General features: G+C 44.2%; 7 protein-coding genes. 4 read left to right on the plus strand and 3 right to left on the minus strand.

Going from position 1 to position 17,491, the window contains the following annotated elements; all coding sequences use genetic code 11:
• Nucleotides 1-3: 3 nt before the first annotated feature.
• Nucleotides 4-1,284, plus strand: coding sequence for a recombinase family protein (locus tag QUB24_RS24585; RefSeq protein WP_333156147.1), 1,281 nt, complete (start codon nt 4-6; stop codon nt 1,282-1,284).
• Nucleotides 1,285-1,333: 49 nt separating this feature from the next.
• Here the strand turns inward: QUB24_RS24585 and QUB24_RS24590 are convergent, their stop codons facing one another.
• The 3 genes from QUB24_RS24590 to QUB24_RS24600 form a co-directional block, all read right to left on the minus strand.
• Nucleotides 1,334-2,551 (minus strand): adenylate/guanylate cyclase domain-containing protein, encoded by a 1,218-nt coding sequence (locus QUB24_RS24590; RefSeq protein WP_333156164.1) that lies wholly within the window; start codon nt 2,549-2,551, stop codon nt 1,334-1,336.
• A 196-nt stretch (nt 2,552-2,747) separates the two neighbouring features.
• Entirely contained in the window at nt 2,748-6,428 is a 3,681-nt protein-coding gene (locus QUB24_RS24595) for a GAF domain-containing protein (RefSeq protein ID WP_333156149.1), read from the minus strand.
• A 111-nt stretch (nt 6,429-6,539) separates the two neighbouring features.
• Nucleotides 6,540-8,093 (minus strand): ATP-binding protein, encoded by a 1,554-nt coding sequence (locus tag QUB24_RS24600; protein ID WP_333156151.1) that lies wholly within the window; start codon nt 8,091-8,093, stop codon nt 6,540-6,542.
• A 650-nt stretch (nt 8,094-8,743) separates the two neighbouring features.
• On the opposite strand from QUB24_RS24600, the gene QUB24_RS24605 reads away from it, so the two are divergent.
• The 3 genes from QUB24_RS24605 (at nt 8,744) to QUB24_RS24615 (ending at nt 17,449) form a co-directional block, all read left to right on the plus strand.
• Entirely contained in the window at nt 8,744-10,066 is a 1,323-nt protein-coding gene (locus tag QUB24_RS24605; protein WP_333156153.1) for an AAA-like domain-containing protein, read from the plus strand.
• A 228-nt stretch (nt 10,067-10,294) separates the two neighbouring features.
• A complete protein-coding gene (locus QUB24_RS24610; RefSeq protein WP_333156156.1) occupies nt 10,295-13,810 on the plus strand; it encodes a WD40 domain-containing protein in 3,516 nt (1,171 codons plus the stop codon).
• A 27-nt stretch (nt 13,811-13,837) separates the two neighbouring features.
• Nucleotides 13,838-17,449, plus strand: a complete 3,612-nt coding sequence (locus tag QUB24_RS24615) for an AAA-like domain-containing protein (RefSeq protein ID WP_333156157.1) — start codon at nt 13,838-13,840, stop codon at nt 17,447-17,449.
• The last annotated feature ends 42 nt before the right edge of the window (nt 17,450-17,491 follow it).

Genomic DNA, 17,491 nt, shown 5'->3' on the forward strand with positions numbered 1-17,491 from the left:
CAGATGAAAATCATCGCTTATTCTTACACCGAACCGCTACTGGAAGCAGCACCTCCACCGGAAATTTGGGGTCAAGAAGTCGATCGCACCTATCAAGACTTAGGAGGGCGACAACAACTGCAGCAACTCCTCAAAGACTGCCAAACAGAACCAGTCAAATACTTGTTAATTCAGCGGTTTGAAGAACTAGGCGACACATTGCAGCAAGTGTGTTCGCACCTCGCCCAACTCGAAAACCTCGGCGTCGAAATCATCGTACAAGCAGAAACAGAACCGCGAAACCGCCAAAACTTGCTGCAAATCCTCGCAGAAATCCAGCGCAGCCAACACAGCCGGAGTATTCGCAAAGGACACGCGCGCAACCGCATCAAATCCCGGATTCCACCGGGTAAGGCTCCTTACGGCTACCGGCGCGGCAAAGATTGTTATACGATCGATAAAACCACCGCCCCCACCGTCAAAGACTTTTTTGAACACTTTTTAATTTACGGTTCCTTACGAGGTTCCGTGCGGTATTTAGCCAAGAAATATAACAAAAAAATCTCTGTAAGTACCGGCCGCCGCTGGCTGACAAATCCCGCCTACCGAGGCGATTTGGAATATCAAAACGGTCAAGTAATTTCTAACACCCACGTCCCGATTATTTCCAGAGAAGAAGCCGCCCAAATAGACAGGTTGCTGCGCCGCAACCGCTGCCTTTCTCCTCGCAGCGCTAGCGCCCCACGTTCCCTCGCAGGTTTAGCAATTTGTGCAGAATGCAAATCGCCCATGACAGTTGCCAAAGTCACCTCCTACCGCAAAGAAAAAGAATACCTTTATTTGCGACCGATTAACTGTCCAAAACAGCCTAAATGTAGCGGCCTTTCCTACGATGAAGTATTGCAATTAACCATCGCCGGTATTTGTCGAGATTTACCCGATGCTGTTGCTGGGTTACAAATGCCGAATATGAATGGAATTAAAGCAGGAATTGTCAGGGCGATCGCATCAAAACAAGAAATCATACAGCAACTTGGGGCCCTGATTGACAGCGGCATATTAGACACGGAAACGGCAGAGTTGAGAGCATACAAAATTCGCACCGAAATTGCCGAACAGCAAAGCAAATTAGCGCAACTACCCCCAGTAAATTTGCGAGAAATTGCCCAAACAGTTTCCCTGCCGCAATTTTGGCTCGATTTATCAGAATCAGAACGCAGGTTTTACTTTCGAGAATTTATCGATCGCATTGAAATCGTCCGGGAAAATACAAATTGGAAGCTGCAAATTATTTTCATTTTTTAAGGATTAGCTCGACGTTCATCCATAGTTCGTAGGTGAGATGCCCGACTTCTTAAATAATTCGGGTATGTGGGTATTCTCTTAGTTCGGTAGGAGTGGACTGCGTTTGACAAGCATCGGTTTCAACCGCTGAATTATCTTTTGTAGCCTTTAGCCAATAGGCGATCATCTCTCCTTTTCCTTTAACCGCGATCGCACCTCTTTCCTCAAATAAATACTGATCTTTTAACAGTTCGTAAATAGCCGTAGTAACTTGAATATATCCCGGTAATCCTTGACATTCCATCCGAGAAGCAACATTAACAGTATCTCCCCACAAGTCATATATAAATTTTTTAGTGCCAATTACGCCAGCAACTACGGGCCCTGTATGAATGCCAATCCGAATTTGAAATGGTTCGCCTCTGTCAGTTTGAAAATCCGCGATCGCTTCCTGCATATCCAAGGCCATTTTCGCGATCGCTTCTACATGATCTGCCCTCGGCACAGGCAACCCCCCCGCTACCATATAAGCATCTCCAATTGTTTTAATTTTTTCCAAACCGTGTTTTTCAGTTAGTTGGTCAAACCTTGAAAAAATCTGGTTCAGTACATTTACCAATTCTAGAGGTAACATTCTAGCAGCAATAGACGTAAAATCGACAATATCGGCAAAAAGAACTGTTGCTGAATCAAACCTCTGGGCAGGAGAACCCTGGCCCTTTTTCAAATTTTCAACAATCGCTGCTGGTAAAATATTCAGCAATAAATGATCCGACTTTGTTTGAGCAAGCCGTAAAGCTACCTCCACCCCCTGCCGCTCTTTAATTTCGTTTTGCAAACGTTCGACAAGTTCTTGGAATTGCTTCGTTTGCTCTTGAAGTAACTGTTGTTGACTTTGAATTGTTAACTGATTTGCCACTCGTGCCAACACTTCTTTACCTTGAAAAGGTTTAGTAATATAGTCAACTGCTCCCACATCAAAAGCTTTCACCTTATCTAAAACGTCATCTAAGGCGCTTAAGAAAATCACGGGAATGGAACTGGTTTTTGGTGAAGCTTTCAACTTTGCACATACCTCATATCCATTCATGTCTGGCATCATCACGTCCAGCAAAATTAGAGTCGGCGGAAACTCTTGCACTGTAGCGATCGCCCTTTGCCCGTTCAGCGCTTTACGAACCTGATACCCTTGTTCGGTCAAAATTGTAGATAAAAGCCGCACATTATCGGGCTTATCATCAACTACTAAAATGTTGGGTTGAATTGTAAAATATTGATTGCTGTCCATGCGATCGCTCACGGTAGTTTATTAAGAGAAAAGATATTAACACTTAAGAAGTTTACCTCAAAAAAAAACGCCATAGTATAAATTTCGATTTTCTATCCTAAAAAGAGATGGCAAGGAGACGCTATTTGGGCTTAATGTTAGGTCTTTTTAAAAAAAAATAACCTCCCAACTTTAGATTAGTTGAAAACTGGTATTTTTACCTCATCGCAACTGCTGACTGCGCTATATCTATAATATCGTCAAATAGGAAATCCTGCACCAAAGTAGTTAAATATTGTGCGGATAAAGCAAACTGACTCGGCATTTCCTCAATCAACTTGACAATTTTATCGTCGCAACATTCATGAGCAGCATGAGATATCTTTTGTACCCACTCAATAGGCATTTGACAGAGTTGTGACTCGACAGATTGATTGCTAGTCACTCCGCTAATTTCGCTTTCCTTTTCTAGTGGTGCATCAACAGATTCCTCGTAAATGTAACGCACTCCTAAAAGTTCTTCCATTTTCGCAAATAATATCTTTGCCTCGAAGGGTTTACGCATGAAATCATCGCAGCCTGCTCCTAAAATAGTTTGTCGTTCTTCTTCAAAAGCGCTAGCAGTAAGAGCAACTATTGCAGTTTGTTTTCCAAGAGGATGAGCTTTAATTTGTCTTGTGGCTTCATAGCCATCCATGACAGGCATTTGCATATCCATCCAGATCAGGTGCGGTTGCCAATCCTCCCATACAGCAATAGCTTCTTGACCATCTCTAGCCGATCGCACCATGAGGCCTAGTGGTGACAATAATCTCTCTATTACTAGGCAGTTATCGGCGCGATCGTCAACAACCAAAATCCGGTATTCTGGTTGATTCGGTGCTAAACTAATGACTTTTTTCTGCGGTTTAAGGATTTTAATCTCGCTGGGAGGGGCAAGGCGGATTTGAATATCAAATGCAAACTTACTTCCCAACTCAGGTGTACTGCTGACAGTAATATCTCCTCCCATCATTTGTACAAATTTGCGGCTAATTGGTAAACCTAATCCAGTCCCCTGTTGAGACTTTTGACCTGTTTTTGTTTGCTCAAAGGGTTCAAATAACTTATTCATCTCTTCTGCGGCAATGCCAAGGCCAGTATCTTCAATTTCAAACTGAAGGCGTAACAATTCCGGGCGAAGGTCATTCGCGTCTACAGCATCAAAGTCCGCCAACCTTTCGGACTGATTAAAACCAGTGCACCATCCGGGTTTTTTTTGTATAGCTGTGGTTTCAACCGCTAAGCTTTCGGAATGTTCACAACCCGCGTCGGCAAGTTGTTTTTGTGTGTCCGAAAACTCTGCGGTTTCAGCCCCCAAACTTTCTTCTACCTTCTTTTTAACTCGCAAAGTAACGCTACCCATCTCTGTAAACTTGATCGCATTTCCTACAAGATTAATCAAAATTTGGCGCAATTTACCTTCATCTCCACTAACAAAATCCGGTACACCGTCACCCACTTCCAAATTTAGCTGCAATTTCTTAGATTTAGCTTTTAATCGAAACATTTCTTCTAAGGTTTTTAGCAAGCGCATTAAATTAAAACTGCTTTTATTAAGCTGACTTCTGCCCGCTTCAATTTTGGACATTTCCAAAATGTCATTAATTAGCGAAAGCAAGTGTTCACCGGCGCGATTAATAATTTCTAGGTGCTGCTGGTGTTGATTGTTGAGAGATGAATCGCGCACCATCACCTGACTAAATCCGAGAATGGCATTCAGAGGAGTCCGCAGTTCGTGGCTCATAGAAGAAAGGAATTCGCTCTTGGCGCGGTTAGCTGTATCAGCAGCTACGACAGCTTTTTGTAATGCTGTTTCTGCTAATTTGCGTTCCGCAATTTCTGTTTTGGCTTGTTCAAAAAGGGTGGATTGCTGGATGGCAATTGCTAGCTGCACGGAAATTTGCTGGAGAGATTCTATCTCAGAAGAAGTCCAATGCCTTTGACTGCGGCAGTGATGAGCAATTAGTAGCCCCCAGAGTTTTTCACCTTGCAAAATGGGAACCACGAGGTTAGCTTTAATTTCCAACTCGCTCAGTAAATTAACGTGGCACTCTGAAATACCTGCCGTATAAATATTGTCGATCGCGCGCAGGTGTCCCTGCTCGTAAACAGAGACGTAGCGTTCTCGAAAACAAGGGTCATTAATGTCAATTCCCAAAATCGGCATCGTACTGACAGATACCGACTCGACGGCTATAAATCCACTCCAATCTGGGTTAAAGCGGTAAATAACTGTTCTATCAGTTGACAAAAACTGGCGAATTTCTTCCACAGCCATTTTCATTACTTCTTCTAGGTTAAGAGAGGAGCGAATCCGCTCTTGAATAGCATTCACGAGCCGCTCTCTTTTAACTTGTTGCTGCAAAGCTGCTTCCGCCTGTTTGCGAGCAGTAATATCTACTCCATAACCCACGCACTCCACAGGTATGCCAGCAGAATTTTTGACTAACTTGATCTCATCGTAAATCCAGCGATAACTACCGTCTTTGTGCCGTTCGCGGTATTCGTAGGAAATCGATTCTTTTTCCAATATCTGAGCGAATGAAGTATCAACAATCTCTCGATCTTCTGGATGAACCAGGCTATGCCAATCAAGGGAACCATCAACCAATTCTCGCGCTTCGTAACCAATCATTGAAACAATATTATCGCTGACAAATGTTACATCATAATTTCCCCCTAATTTGCAGCTAAAAATCACCGCCGGGGTAGTCGCCAGCAAATATTGCAAACGTTCGGTGACAGAACGCAAGTTTAACTCAGCTTGCTTACGATCGCGAGCTTCCATTGCTAAAGCTGCGATCTGCGCCACATAGCTAGCGAAGCTTTGTTCGTCGAGCGTCCAATTCCTGGTCGTTCCCAGATGTTCTAAACAAATTACACCCGCAATTTGCCCTTTATGGGTAATAGGAACATCTAGCATCGACGAGATGTTTAAAGGCATCAAATAAGATTCGCTAAATTCTCGGGTGCGCGGATCGGTTTTGGCATCAACCGCTGCGATCGCCTGTTCTGTATTCAAAGCTTGGAAATAGCTAGGATAGTCAGCAACTTTCAGTTCTGCACCGGCGCTGTGTTGATTGGGCGTCAGTTCGTAAAGATCCGCACAGCACATTGCGGATTTATCTTCCTGATAAAACCAAATACTTGCCCGCTCAACATTCAGAGTACGGGTTGCCATTTGCGTAATCTCTCTCAACGCCTCGCCGATATTTCCCTCGTATATACTAGAATTTTTGGCTAATTCTAGCAAGCCAGTTTGTTGTTCTGTTAACCTAGTTTCTCGTTCGCGCAAAGCCGATTCAGCAGCTATTCTTTCTCTAATTTCTGCTTCTAAATAACCATTAATTTCTGTCAACTCTGCGGTGCGCTCTTGGACTTTAATTTCTAAATCATCATAAGCGTGGCGCAACGCTAATTCAGCATCTTCCCGCACAGAAATCTCACTCTGCAATTGGCGATTTATGGTCTCTAATTCTTGGGGGGTTTTTAAAGACAAAAACTGGGGCAATAGTGTTACCATCGAGGCGGCTGTGAAGCAGGAAACCAGTGCAGTAATTCCTTTTTCAATCCCCGACAGCCAATAAGCGGAATGCCACAACGTCCAAATGTCTAGCAAGTGACCCGTGCCGCACAGAATAATAAATGCACCAAATAAAGCAAATATTCCTAAAAAAGGAACATCGCGCCGCTTGAAGATAAAATAAATTAGCATCGCCGGAATTGAATAGTAGGCGATCGCGATTAAAAAGTCCCCAGTTACGTGCAGCCACACTAAAGGCGTTTGCCAAAGATAGCAATGACCGTGAGGCATATACTGAGTTGGGGAAAAGATATTTTTGAGTGCTTCCCACATAATACTTGTTATTGGTAGATAGTATGAATTTGATGATGCCTCAGTTAGGCAAAAAATAAAAAAAACGAAAATTGTAGCTGGATTCAGCATTATTTATTATTTATTAACGCCTCAACCCAGCTTGTTCATAACAGCTTGCTTTTGCACTAGGTGGCGATCGCCAAATTGCGATCGCAAAGGAATTTCAATGATAAACTCAGTACCTCTCCCAACCTCGGAAGTGCAGCGCAAATAACCTTCATGGGCTTGAATAATCTGATAAGAAATTGCCAAACCCAGCCCGGTACCAGCACCGATAGGTTTCGTCGTATAAAATGGATCGTAAATTTTTGCGATCGCATCATAATCTATGCCAGTGCCATTATCAGCAATGTGAATCTGCACCCACTTGCCATCAACTAAAAGCGTGCGGATGCGAATTTTTAGAAGTGGGCAATAGGTGTTTTGTAAGTTGCCAGAGAAATTATTTTCCCAATAGCCGTTGGCCAAATCTCCCTGCTGTGCCATCTGTTCTAAAGCGTCAATAGCATTAGAACAAATATTCATAAATACTTGGTTAAGCTGCCCAGCGTAGCATTCCAATTTTGGCAAATCTCCATACTCTTTAATCACTTGGATAGGCGGACGGTTTGGTTGTTCTTTCAAGCGGTGCTGCAAAATCATTAAAGTGCTATCGAGACCTTCATGGATATTTACCTTTTTCATGTCGGCTTCGTCTAACCGAGAGAAAGTCCGTAAAGATTTAACAATCTCCCTAATTCGCTCTGCTCCAATTTTGATCGAACCCAAAAGTTTTTGCAGGTCTTTTAAAATAAAATCGAGTTCGATAGTGTGAATTTTGTCTGCAATTTCCGGCGCAGGAGTGGGGTAATAAACTTGATAAGCCTTAATCAATGCCACAATATCTTTAATGTATTCCTCAGCCGGAATCAGATTGCCATAAATGAAGTTGACAGGGTTATTTATTTCGTGGGCAACCCCAGCTACCATTTGCCCCAAAGACGACATTTTTTCAGTTTGCACGAGTTGAGCTTGAGCGCCTTTAAGTTGTTGCAGAGCGTTTTCTAAATGCTGAGTTTGTTCTAGCAGTTTAGCTTCCGAGTGCCGCAATGAATTTTCAGCCAAAGAGCGATCGCGATTTTCCTGTAGCAAAAGTTCATTAGTGGATTCTAAAGCGATCGTCCTCTCAATAACCCGTTTTTCCAATTCTAGCATTAATTCCGAGAGTGCTTCTTGAGCTTGTTTGCGCTCGCCAATCTCCTTTTGTAAAGCTACATTTGCCACCGCCAATTGATCTGGACTGGGAATAGCCAAGATTTTTGGGATTAGTTCCACCAGCACTGCTGCTGTAGATAGCGAAATCAGCGCCGTAATCGCTTTAAGAAAACCAGAGAACCAATAATTAGGATGCCACAGCGTCCATATTTCCATAATATGGGTAATCCCGCAGCAGATAATAAAAGAGCTAAACAGCATGAAAACCCAGTCAAAAGGCACATCTTTCCGCTTTTTGACAATATAAATCAGCGTGAGCGGTATCACAAAGTAAGCGACGGCTATCAAGCCATCGGACAAAACGTGTAGCCCCACTAATCCCGGCTTCCACAAGTAGCAATGACCGTGAGGAATAAAATAATTAGGAAATATTTTATGAACCATTTGCATTAAATCAACTAGGTTATTTGCTAAAGTTTTTAAAACAGGATTACAGGGAAATCAAAAAACCTGCTAGCACAAAAAGAAGAATTATGCTTTTGGAGTTAACGCTTGTGATGAGTAAATGCAGCGATCTGAAACTACTGTTAATTAAATTAACATCAATCGACTAAGCTTTAGCAAAGTCAACTGTCACATTTTTTATTCTGCCTTTACTACCAACTGTGACACCGGCATGACATTTTGGCAAAGGATCAAGACAAACTGAGCGCAGATTCCTTTCCAGTAAGAGCGCCAGCGCCCATTGAAATTAGGTTATAGCACTCAGCGATCAGTCAGGCAACGGGGTAATCACCAGATTTAACGGATGTCACGGATTTAACATAATCAAGAGAACCATTCTCAAAAACCTCTAGAGGTCGGTTCACTCTTGTACCCTTGAAGAGTGCAGACAGGTTAAATACACCCGTCCCCACCCCGCGAGGGAATTATTTATTGATAGTGATACTCTTCGGGGGATAATTAACCGATGTGACCAATTACCCCCTGAGAAATGTCGCGACAGGATCGTGTGGCAATCCAATAGGCGATCGCTTTCAGCTTTACAGTCAATCATAAGTGATAATATCAACGATACACTTATATAGTTATTGCCAGTTATGACGATAGATGAGGTACTACAGCTAACTCGTGTGCGATTACAAAAAGATTTATATCCAGTACAAGAAATCATACTCCGCCAAGTTTGGGAAGGAAAGACTTATACAAGTATTGCATCGGGCTCTCATTACGGAGAGCATTACCTGAGAAACATCGCCTCGTCTTTGTGGCAATCTCTCTCTCAAATCTTGCAGACATCTATTAGCAAATCAAATTTTCGCTCTTGTGTAGAATCACGTTCCCTCACCGCAGAGGAACGAGAATTAATTGAAGCATTCACCCGCAGCAAATGCCTAGCAACACCTTTAGAATTTCCCGGTTCTCCCGTGCCCCTGGATTCGCCATTTTATATCCCTCACCCGCTAATTGAAGAACTCGCCTATCGAGAGATTACCAAACCAGGAAGTGTGCTGCGGATTAAAGCTCCCAGGAAGATGGGAAAAAGTTCCCTTCTGCTACGGATTTTAGATCGCGCGACTTCTCTTGACTATCGAACTGTAAGTTTAGATTTTCAGCAAGCCGAGGAAGCTGTCTTAGCCAATATCGATAAATTTTTACGCTGGTTTTGTGCCAACATCAGCCGTAACCTAGAATTACCACCTCTATTAGATGATTATTGGGATGAAGACATGGGTAGCAAAGTAAGCTGCACCATCTATTTGCAACAATATGTATTAGCAGAAATAAATACTCCTCTTGTGTTAGCTTTAAATGAAGTAAATATAATTTTTGAATATCCCAAAATTGCTAGAGAATTTTTGCCGCTGCTGCGAAGCTGGCATGAAGAAGCAAAGCGGATTGAAACTTTGGGAAAACTGCGGTTAATTGTTCTTCACTCCACAGAAATTTATATTCCTTTAAAGATAACTGAATCGCCTTTTAATGTCGGTTTACCGCTGCAATTGCCCTATTTTACAGAAGAGCAGATACTTGCTTTAGCCCAGCGTCACGGACTGGATTGGACAGATAGCCCCGATGCCGATCGACTGATGGCAATGGTGGGGGGACATCCTTATCTGGTGCGGCTAGCTCTTTACCACCTCTGTCAAAACAGTGTAACGCTAGATCAGGTACTACAACAAGCTCCGACAATAGCGGGAATTTATAAAGATTACCTGCGGAGTTTTTGGGCAACATTGCAAGACTATCCCGAACTTGCGGTTGCACTTAAACAAGTGGTAAAATCGGAACACGGAGTCGAATTAGATCCGATAGTGGCTTCTAAATTATTGAGTATGGGGCTGATTCATATCGATAACAACCGCTGTACGCTAAGCTGCGAGTTGTACCGCCTCTATTTTGGTTCGCACAACTTTATTTAGACCCCACTTTACAGTTTCTTTGCGTCCAATATCAGCCTTAAAAACTCGACGTTTTCTGGCGATTGGAAATCGCTGCTATACAAACAAAGTCCGCATAGGCGGACTAAAAAAAAGGGGGTAATTAACCAATATTTGGAATTATTTATATTATAATGAAGCTCCAGCACCACATCCTCACCTCTAAATAAATTTACTAAATACTCATCTTTAAACCCACCCATAAACGGCATGACCCAGGTAACATACCAAATTGGTGGCAGTCTCGCCAGTGATGCGCCTACATACGTAGTGCGACAAGCAGATTCCGAACTTTATGAAGCCTTAAAAGCTGGCGAATTTTGTTACGTGCTTAACTCCCGGCAAATGGGCAAATCTTCTCTCTTAGTCCGTACCCTGCACCGACTGCAAGCCGAAGGATTTCAATGCAGCACGATCGACATGACCCGCATCGGCAGCGAAAATATCACTCCATTACAATGGTATAAAGGAATTGTTGGGGATTTGTGGCGCAGCTTCAATTTGTTAGAAAAAGTTAATTTAAAAACTTGGTGGAAAGAACAAGAAGAAGTTTCTCTTCTGCAAAGATTGAGTCAATTTATTGAAGATCTTTTATTAGAAAACTTTGCTAACGAGCGAATTTTTATATTTGTCGATGAGATTGATAGTATTTTAAGCTTAGATTTTCCCGTTGATGACTTTTTTGCCTTGATTCGTTATTGTTACAACCAACGATCCATTAATCCAGAATACAACCGGATTACCTTCGCGATTTTTGGAGTAGCTACACCAAGCGATTTAATCGCCGATAAAAATCGGACACCTTTTAATATCGGACAAGCAATCGATTTGTCAGGATTTAGCTTAGAAGAAGCGCAACCATTAGCGAAAGGGTTAGAAAATGTCATAGCAAATCCGCAAGCAGTTCTCAAAGAAATCTTAGCTTGGACTGGAGGGCAGCCATTTTTAACTCAAAAAATATGTGAATTAGTGGTAAGAATAGCGGGCGCATCCCACAGCGGGGATTTAAAAATACCACCGGGAACCGAGGAATTTTTTGTGGAATCGGTAGTGACAGAAAACATCATCAATAACTGGGAATCGCAAGATGAACCTGAGCATTTAAAGACAATCCGCGATCGCATCTTGCGAAACGAGCAACGCATGGGTAGATGGCTGGGAATTTACCAGAAAATTTGGCAAGGCGTGGCAGTGCCAACCGATGACAGTCGAGAACAAATAGAATTGCTACTCAGTGGCTTGGTAGAAAAAAAACAAGGTTTCCTGAAAGTAAAAAATCGAATTTATCAAAAAGTTTTTGACAGCGAATGGATCGAAACCAAATTAGGATTACTACGTCCTTACTCGCAAAACTTAGATGCGTGGTGGGCGGCAAAACAACAAGATAAATCGCGCCTATTGCGGGGAAAAGCATTGCAAGACGCTCAGAATTGGGCGCGAGGAAAAAGTTTAAGTGACCTAGATTATCAGTTTTTATCCCAAAGTGAAGAATTAGACCGAATCGAAGTGCAACAAGCACTAGAAGCAGCACGACTAACAGAGGTTGAAGCGCGACTGTTCGAGCAGAAAAAAAATGCCAAACGACAAAAACACTTTATAGTAACACTAAGTATGGCATTAATCTTAGCTTTAGGATTGGGAGCGATCGCCTTTTCACAATATCATCAAGCTACTCAAAGCCAACGCAACGAAAAAATTGGTAAAATTCAAAGCATAACGCGGTATTCCGAAGCCTTGTTTGCCTTAGATAAGCGGTTAGATGCCTTAATAGAAGCCCTCAAAGCCAGAAAAGAACTACAACTATTAAACGGTACAGATCGCCCGACAAATGACATGGTTGAATCGGCGCTACGTCGAGCAATTTATGGAGCAATTGAATATAACCGTTTTTCAGGCAATAGTGGTTGGATGAATGCCTTAGCCATTAGTCCTGATGATGAGAAGATCGCTGTGGGGACAAGCGACGGGGAAGTGCAAATTTGGCATCAAGATGGCAGATTAATTCGCACCTTCAAAGCACATATAGCACCCGTTCTAGGAATTGCGATCAGTCCCGATCGTCAGCTTATCGTTTCTGGGAGTGGAGACTTAACAATTAAACTCTGGCAGCTTAACAGTAGCACAGATAAAGCAGCACTACCTTTACACACTCTCACAGGACATAAAGCTCCAATTTACAGCGTCAAGTTTAGCCAAGATGGAGAATTAATTGTCTCAGCTTCCCAAGATAGTACGGTGAAACTGTGGCGGCGCAATGGCACATTATTCAAGACATTAACAGGGCATCTCGGCGTAGTCAGGAAAGCCATTTTTAGCCCAGATGGAGAGTTAATTGCCTCAGCTTCTGAAGATAGCACTGTGAAAATCTGGCGGCGCGATGGCACCTTGCTCAAAACGCTTTCACAAAATGAATCTCCTGTCTTATCCATTACCTTTAGTCCTGATGGTAATACCATTGCTGCGGGCACTGGAGATGGTACTATTAAACTCTGGCACCGTGACGGCACTTTGTTAAGAACAATTGCCGCCCATGAGGCCGGAATTCAGGCATTAGCTTTTAGCCCCGATGGAGAAACGATCGCCTCTGGTTCTGATAACCAAATACTCAAACTCTGGAACATTGACGGCACCTTACTCACCACAATCAAAGCACATGGCAGCGCAATTAGCGATCTTTCATTTAGTCACAATGGGGAATATCTGGCATCGACTTCTTTTGATGGCACTGTTAAACTCTGGAAATTCAGTAATTCCTTGCTGACAATTCTACGGAGACATACTGCTGGCGTTTGGGGAGTAGCTTTAAGCAAAAATCAAGGATTAGTTGTTTCATCAAGCGGAAACGAAGTTTTCCTTTGGCACAGAAACGGTAAGTTACTGAGGCGATTTGAGGGGCGTAACTCTGCGTTTAGTGGTGTTGCTATCAGTCCCGATAGCAAAATTATTGCTGTAGCTAGTGCAGACAAATCAGTTAAACTTTGGAGTGCTGATGGCACTTTATTAAAGACTCTCGCAGCAGGAGTTGATATGAGGAGAGTCGTTTTTAGTCCTGACGGCAAAATTATAGCTTCTTCCAGTGGGGATAGAACAGTCAAACTTTGGCGGTTAGACGGAACCGAATTGGCTCCCCTCAGAGGACATAAAGCTGGGGTTTGGGGGGTAGCTTTTAGTCCTGATGGGAAGGTTATTGCTTCAACAAGTGGAGATAAGACAGTTAAGCTTTGGCGGCTTGATGGTAGGTTAATTAAGACCCTTCAAGGTCACAGTAGTTTAGTTTTTGGTGTAGCTTTCAGCCCGGACGGCGAGGTAATTGTTTCGGCGAGTGATGACAAAACGGCTAAACTTTGGAGTCGTGATGGTAAGTTGCTACACACTCTCAAGGGACATATTTCTGGAATTTGGAGTGTGGCTTTTAGTCCAGACAATAAAACGATCGCTACAGGGGGTAGTGACGGTATGATTAAACTTTGGCAACGTGACGGCAATGAGATTACCACTTTAATTGGACATAACGCACGGGTGGGGTCTTTAGTTTTTAGTTCTGAGGGCAAAACTCTTGCTTCTGCTTCAGAGGATAAAACAGTAATTCTCTGGAATTTAGAGGAGAGTGTAGAGTTAGATCGGGTACTAGCCTCTGGATGCGATCGCGTGCGGGATTATTTGCGAACAAATGCCGAAGTGAAGGAGGAAGATAGACATTTGTGCGATGCCGTGGGCGATCGCTAAATTATCCGAAAAAATTAACTATCAATTATGAAAGATTACTCTTATCAAATTGGTGGCAGTCTCACAACTGATGCGCCTACCTATGTCGAACGACAAGCAGATATCGAACTTTATCAAGCCTTAAAACGAGGCGAGTTTTGCTACATTCTCAATTCGCGACAAATGGGCAAATCTTCCCTTCTCGTTCGCACCTTCCATCGACTGCAAGCCGAAGGATTTCAATGCAGCACGATCGACATGACCCGCATCGGCAGTGAAAACATTACTCCTTTACAGTGGTACAAAGGAATTGTTGGGGATTTGTGGCGCAGTTTCAATCTTGTAGGAAAAGTCAACTTAAAAACCTGGTGGCAAGAACAAGAAGAAGTTTCTCTCCTGCAAAAATTGAGTCAATTTATTGAAGAAATTTTATTAAAAACCTTTGCTAACGAGCGAATTTTTATATTTGTCGATGAGATTGATAGTATTTTAGGCTTAGATTTTCCCGTCGATGACTTTTTCGCCTTGATTCGTTATTGTTACAACCAACGAGCCATTAATCCAGAATATAACCGGATTACCTTCGCGATTTTCGGAGTAGCTACACCCAGCGATTTAATAGTAGATAAAAATCGGACACCTTTTAATATCGGACACTCGATCGATTTGTCAGGATTTAGCGTAGAAGAAGCGCAACCATTAGCGCAAGGGTTAGAAAAGGTCATAGCCAATCCGCAGGCAGTTCTCAAAGAAATCTTATATTGGACGGGAGGACAGCCCTTTTTAACGCAAAAAATATGTGAATTAGTAGTAAAAATGGCGGGGGAAGCCCACACGGGTGATTTAAAAATTCCACGGGGAACCGAGGGATTTTTTGTGGAATCCTTGGTGACAGAAAACATCATCAATAAATGGGAATCGCAAGATGAGCCTGAGCATTTAAAGACAATTCGCGATCGCATCCTTCGCAACGAACAACTTACTGCACGTAGCTTAGGTATCTATCAAAACCTCTTACAAGCTGGTGAAAGTGAAGCGGATGATAGTCGAGAGCAGATCGAATTGCTGCTGTCAGGTTTGGTAGTAAAGCAACAAGGTTTTTTAAAGGTCAGTAACCCGATTTATCAAGCAGTGTTTCACCTACAATGGGTAGAAAAACAGTTAGAGCAACTGCGTCCTTACTCCCAAGCTTTCAACGCTTGGATCGCTTCAAAACAAACCGATGAATCGCGATTGTTGCGCGGACAATCGTTAAAAGACGCTTCCTACTGGGCCCAGGGAAAAAGTTTGAGCGATTTGGATTATCACTTTTTAGCCGCTTCTGTTGAATTAGACAGGCTGGAAGTGCAGCAAGCGCTCGAAGCAGCGAGGCTCAGAGAAGTTGAAGCCAGACTCACAGAAGAACGCAAGCGGTTGGTTTTGGAGCGAGAGACAGCGAAGCGGCAGCGAAGATTTCTTGGGGCGCTGAGTGCAGCGCTAATAGTTGCGATCGCCTTTGGCATTCTCGCCCTTTGGCAATATCATTACGCCATCACCAGCGAGCAGCAAGCCCGCATCAGCGAAGTTCAAGCTCTATCCTCCTCATCTGCAGGGCAATTCGCCTCCCAACAGCGATTAGATGCCCTCGTGAGCGCCATCAAAGCCAGACGCAGGCTCGACAGCCTAGCTAATTCCAGCCCCCAGTTGCCATCTCAAGTTCAACAAGTGCTGCAACAAGCCATCTATGGAACGGCAGAATTTAATCGCCTGTTGGGGCATTCCAGCCCGGTTCTGGCAGTTGATGTCAGCCCAGACGGTCAACTCATCGCCACCGGAGGCGGCGACCAAACAGCCAAGGTGTGGCAACGGGATGGTACCTTGCTGCATACTCTCCAACACACAATCAGCAGCGTCTACGCCCTCCGTTTTACTCCCAACAGCCAGCGCCTGGTAACATCCAGCGTGGACGGCAACATTTATCTGTGGAGTCGGGAAGGCAAACTGCTCAAAACCTTTCAGGGACACAACGCTGCGATCTGGGCGATCGCCGTGAGTCCAGACGGTGAGCGCATCGCCTCCGCCAGTGAAGACAGCACCATTCGCCTGTGGAGCTTTGATGGCAAACCGCTCAAGACTCTGACAGGACATCAAGGTGCAGTTTGGGGTGTTGCCTTTAGCCCGGATGGAAACCTCCTCGCCTCTAGCAGCACAGATAATACGGTCAAGGTCTGGACTCTAGATGGCGAACTCGTGAGAACCCTGGAAGGTCACAGCGCCGCAGTTTGGGACGTTGAGTTTGCTTTGCTTGCAGACAATAGTGGCACAAAACGTCCCACCATTGTCTCTGCCAGCGCTGACAACACTGTCAAACTCTGGCAACCAGACGGAAGGGCTGGCACGGGGGCACAGCCCCTACTTACTCTTAGCGGTCACAGTTCGGAAGTGTTTGAAGTCGCTGTCAGTACAGCAGGCGATGTGATTGCTTCCGCCAGCGCCGACCAAACTATCAATCTCTGGAAGCCGGACGGGACGCTGTTGAAAGTCCTCAAAGGGCATCAATCTGGAATTCGAGGGCTTGCTTTTATTCCCAACAGTAAAATGGTTGTCTCCGCTAGCGACGACAATACCGCTCGACTGTGGAACCCGATAAACCCCTTCTCGAAAGTCCTTTACGGACATGGCGGCACGATTTGGGATGTGGATTTCTCCCCCGAAGGTCAGATGCTAGCTTCCGCCTCTTCCGATGGCAGTTTCAAACTGTGGGCGCGAGACGGCACGTTGCTGAAGTCTTTTGCCGGAAACGATACTGCCGTTCACTCGGTTGCTTTCCTCTCTGGTGCTAGCTTTGCCAATCCTGCGATCGCACCTTTCCTTGCTACCGCTAGTGAAGATAAAACAATTAAATTCTGGCAGTTCGACGGGACGCTACTGAAAACCATAACAGGTCATGAAGCTGGAGTTTGGGATATCTCCGTCAGTCCAGATGGGCTACTGGCTTCTGCTAGCAACGATAAAACTGTGAAACTGTGGAACAAGGACGGCAGGGCGGGCACGGGGGCACCGCCCCTACGAACTTTCACAGGGCATCGGGCCAGGGTTTACGATGTGGATTTTACCCCTGACGGACAGAGGCTGCTTTCAGCCAGTAGCGACAGCACTGCTCGGTTGTGGAGTCTTGACGGTAGATTTTCCAAGACCCTAAAGGGTCATCGCAGCCCTGTTTGGGAAGTTGCCATCAGTCCAGACGGTCGCACTTTGGCAACTGCTAGCAGGGATGACACGATTAAACTCTGGACGAGTGATGGCGCGTTGCTCAAAACCCTCAAGGGAAATACTAGAGGCATGATGGCGGTTGATTTCAGTCCAGACGGTCAAATGCTGGTGGGGGGAGGCTCAACTGGGGCACTCCAGCTTTGGAAAACCGACGGGACAGAAATAACGACGCTAACGGGACATGAAGGGAACGTTTGGGGGGTGGCGTTTAGTCCCGATGGTAAACTCATTGCCTCCGCCGGGGACGATCGCACTGTGATTTTATGGGATCTAGAGCGTATTCTCAAACTCGATGAACTGGGTTATGCGTGCGATCGCGTGGGGGATTATCTGCGAACCAATGCTGAAGTCAAGGAGGAGGACAGACATTTGTGCGATCGAATTACCAACAATACTCAAAAACAGTGATTTTTTTACTAATAAATTAAATCTTCGCCCGCTCCAAACTTA

This window comes from Microcoleus sp. B9-D4 (assembly GCF_036705105.1).
Classification (GTDB): Bacteria; Cyanobacteriota; Cyanobacteriia; order Cyanobacteriales; family Microcoleaceae; genus Microcoleus.

Excerpts from the sequence above, each read along its gene's own strand:
- QUB24_RS24585 (WP_333156147.1), top strand. The coding sequence starts at position 4 with ATGAAAATCATCGCTTATTCTTACACCGAACCGCTACTGGAAGCAGCA.
- QUB24_RS24605 (WP_333156153.1), top strand. The coding sequence starts at position 8,744 with ATGACGATAGATGAGGTACTACAGCTAACTCGTGTGCGATTACAAAAA.
- QUB24_RS24610 (WP_333156156.1), top strand. The coding sequence starts at position 10,295 with ATGACCCAGGTAACATACCAAATTGGTGGCAGTCTCGCCAGTGATGCG.
- QUB24_RS24615 (WP_333156157.1), top strand. The coding sequence starts at position 13,838 with ATGAAAGATTACTCTTATCAAATTGGTGGCAGTCTCACAACTGATGCG.
- QUB24_RS24590 (WP_333156164.1), bottom strand. The coding sequence starts at position 2,551 with ATGGACAGCAATCAATATTTTACAATTCAACCCAACATTTTAGTAGTT.
- QUB24_RS24600 (WP_333156151.1), bottom strand. The coding sequence starts at position 8,093 with ATGCAAATGGTTCATAAAATATTTCCTAATTATTTTATTCCTCACGGT.
- QUB24_RS24595 (WP_333156149.1), bottom strand. The coding sequence starts at position 6,428 with ATGTGGGAAGCACTCAAAAATATCTTTTCCCCAACTCAGTATATGCCT.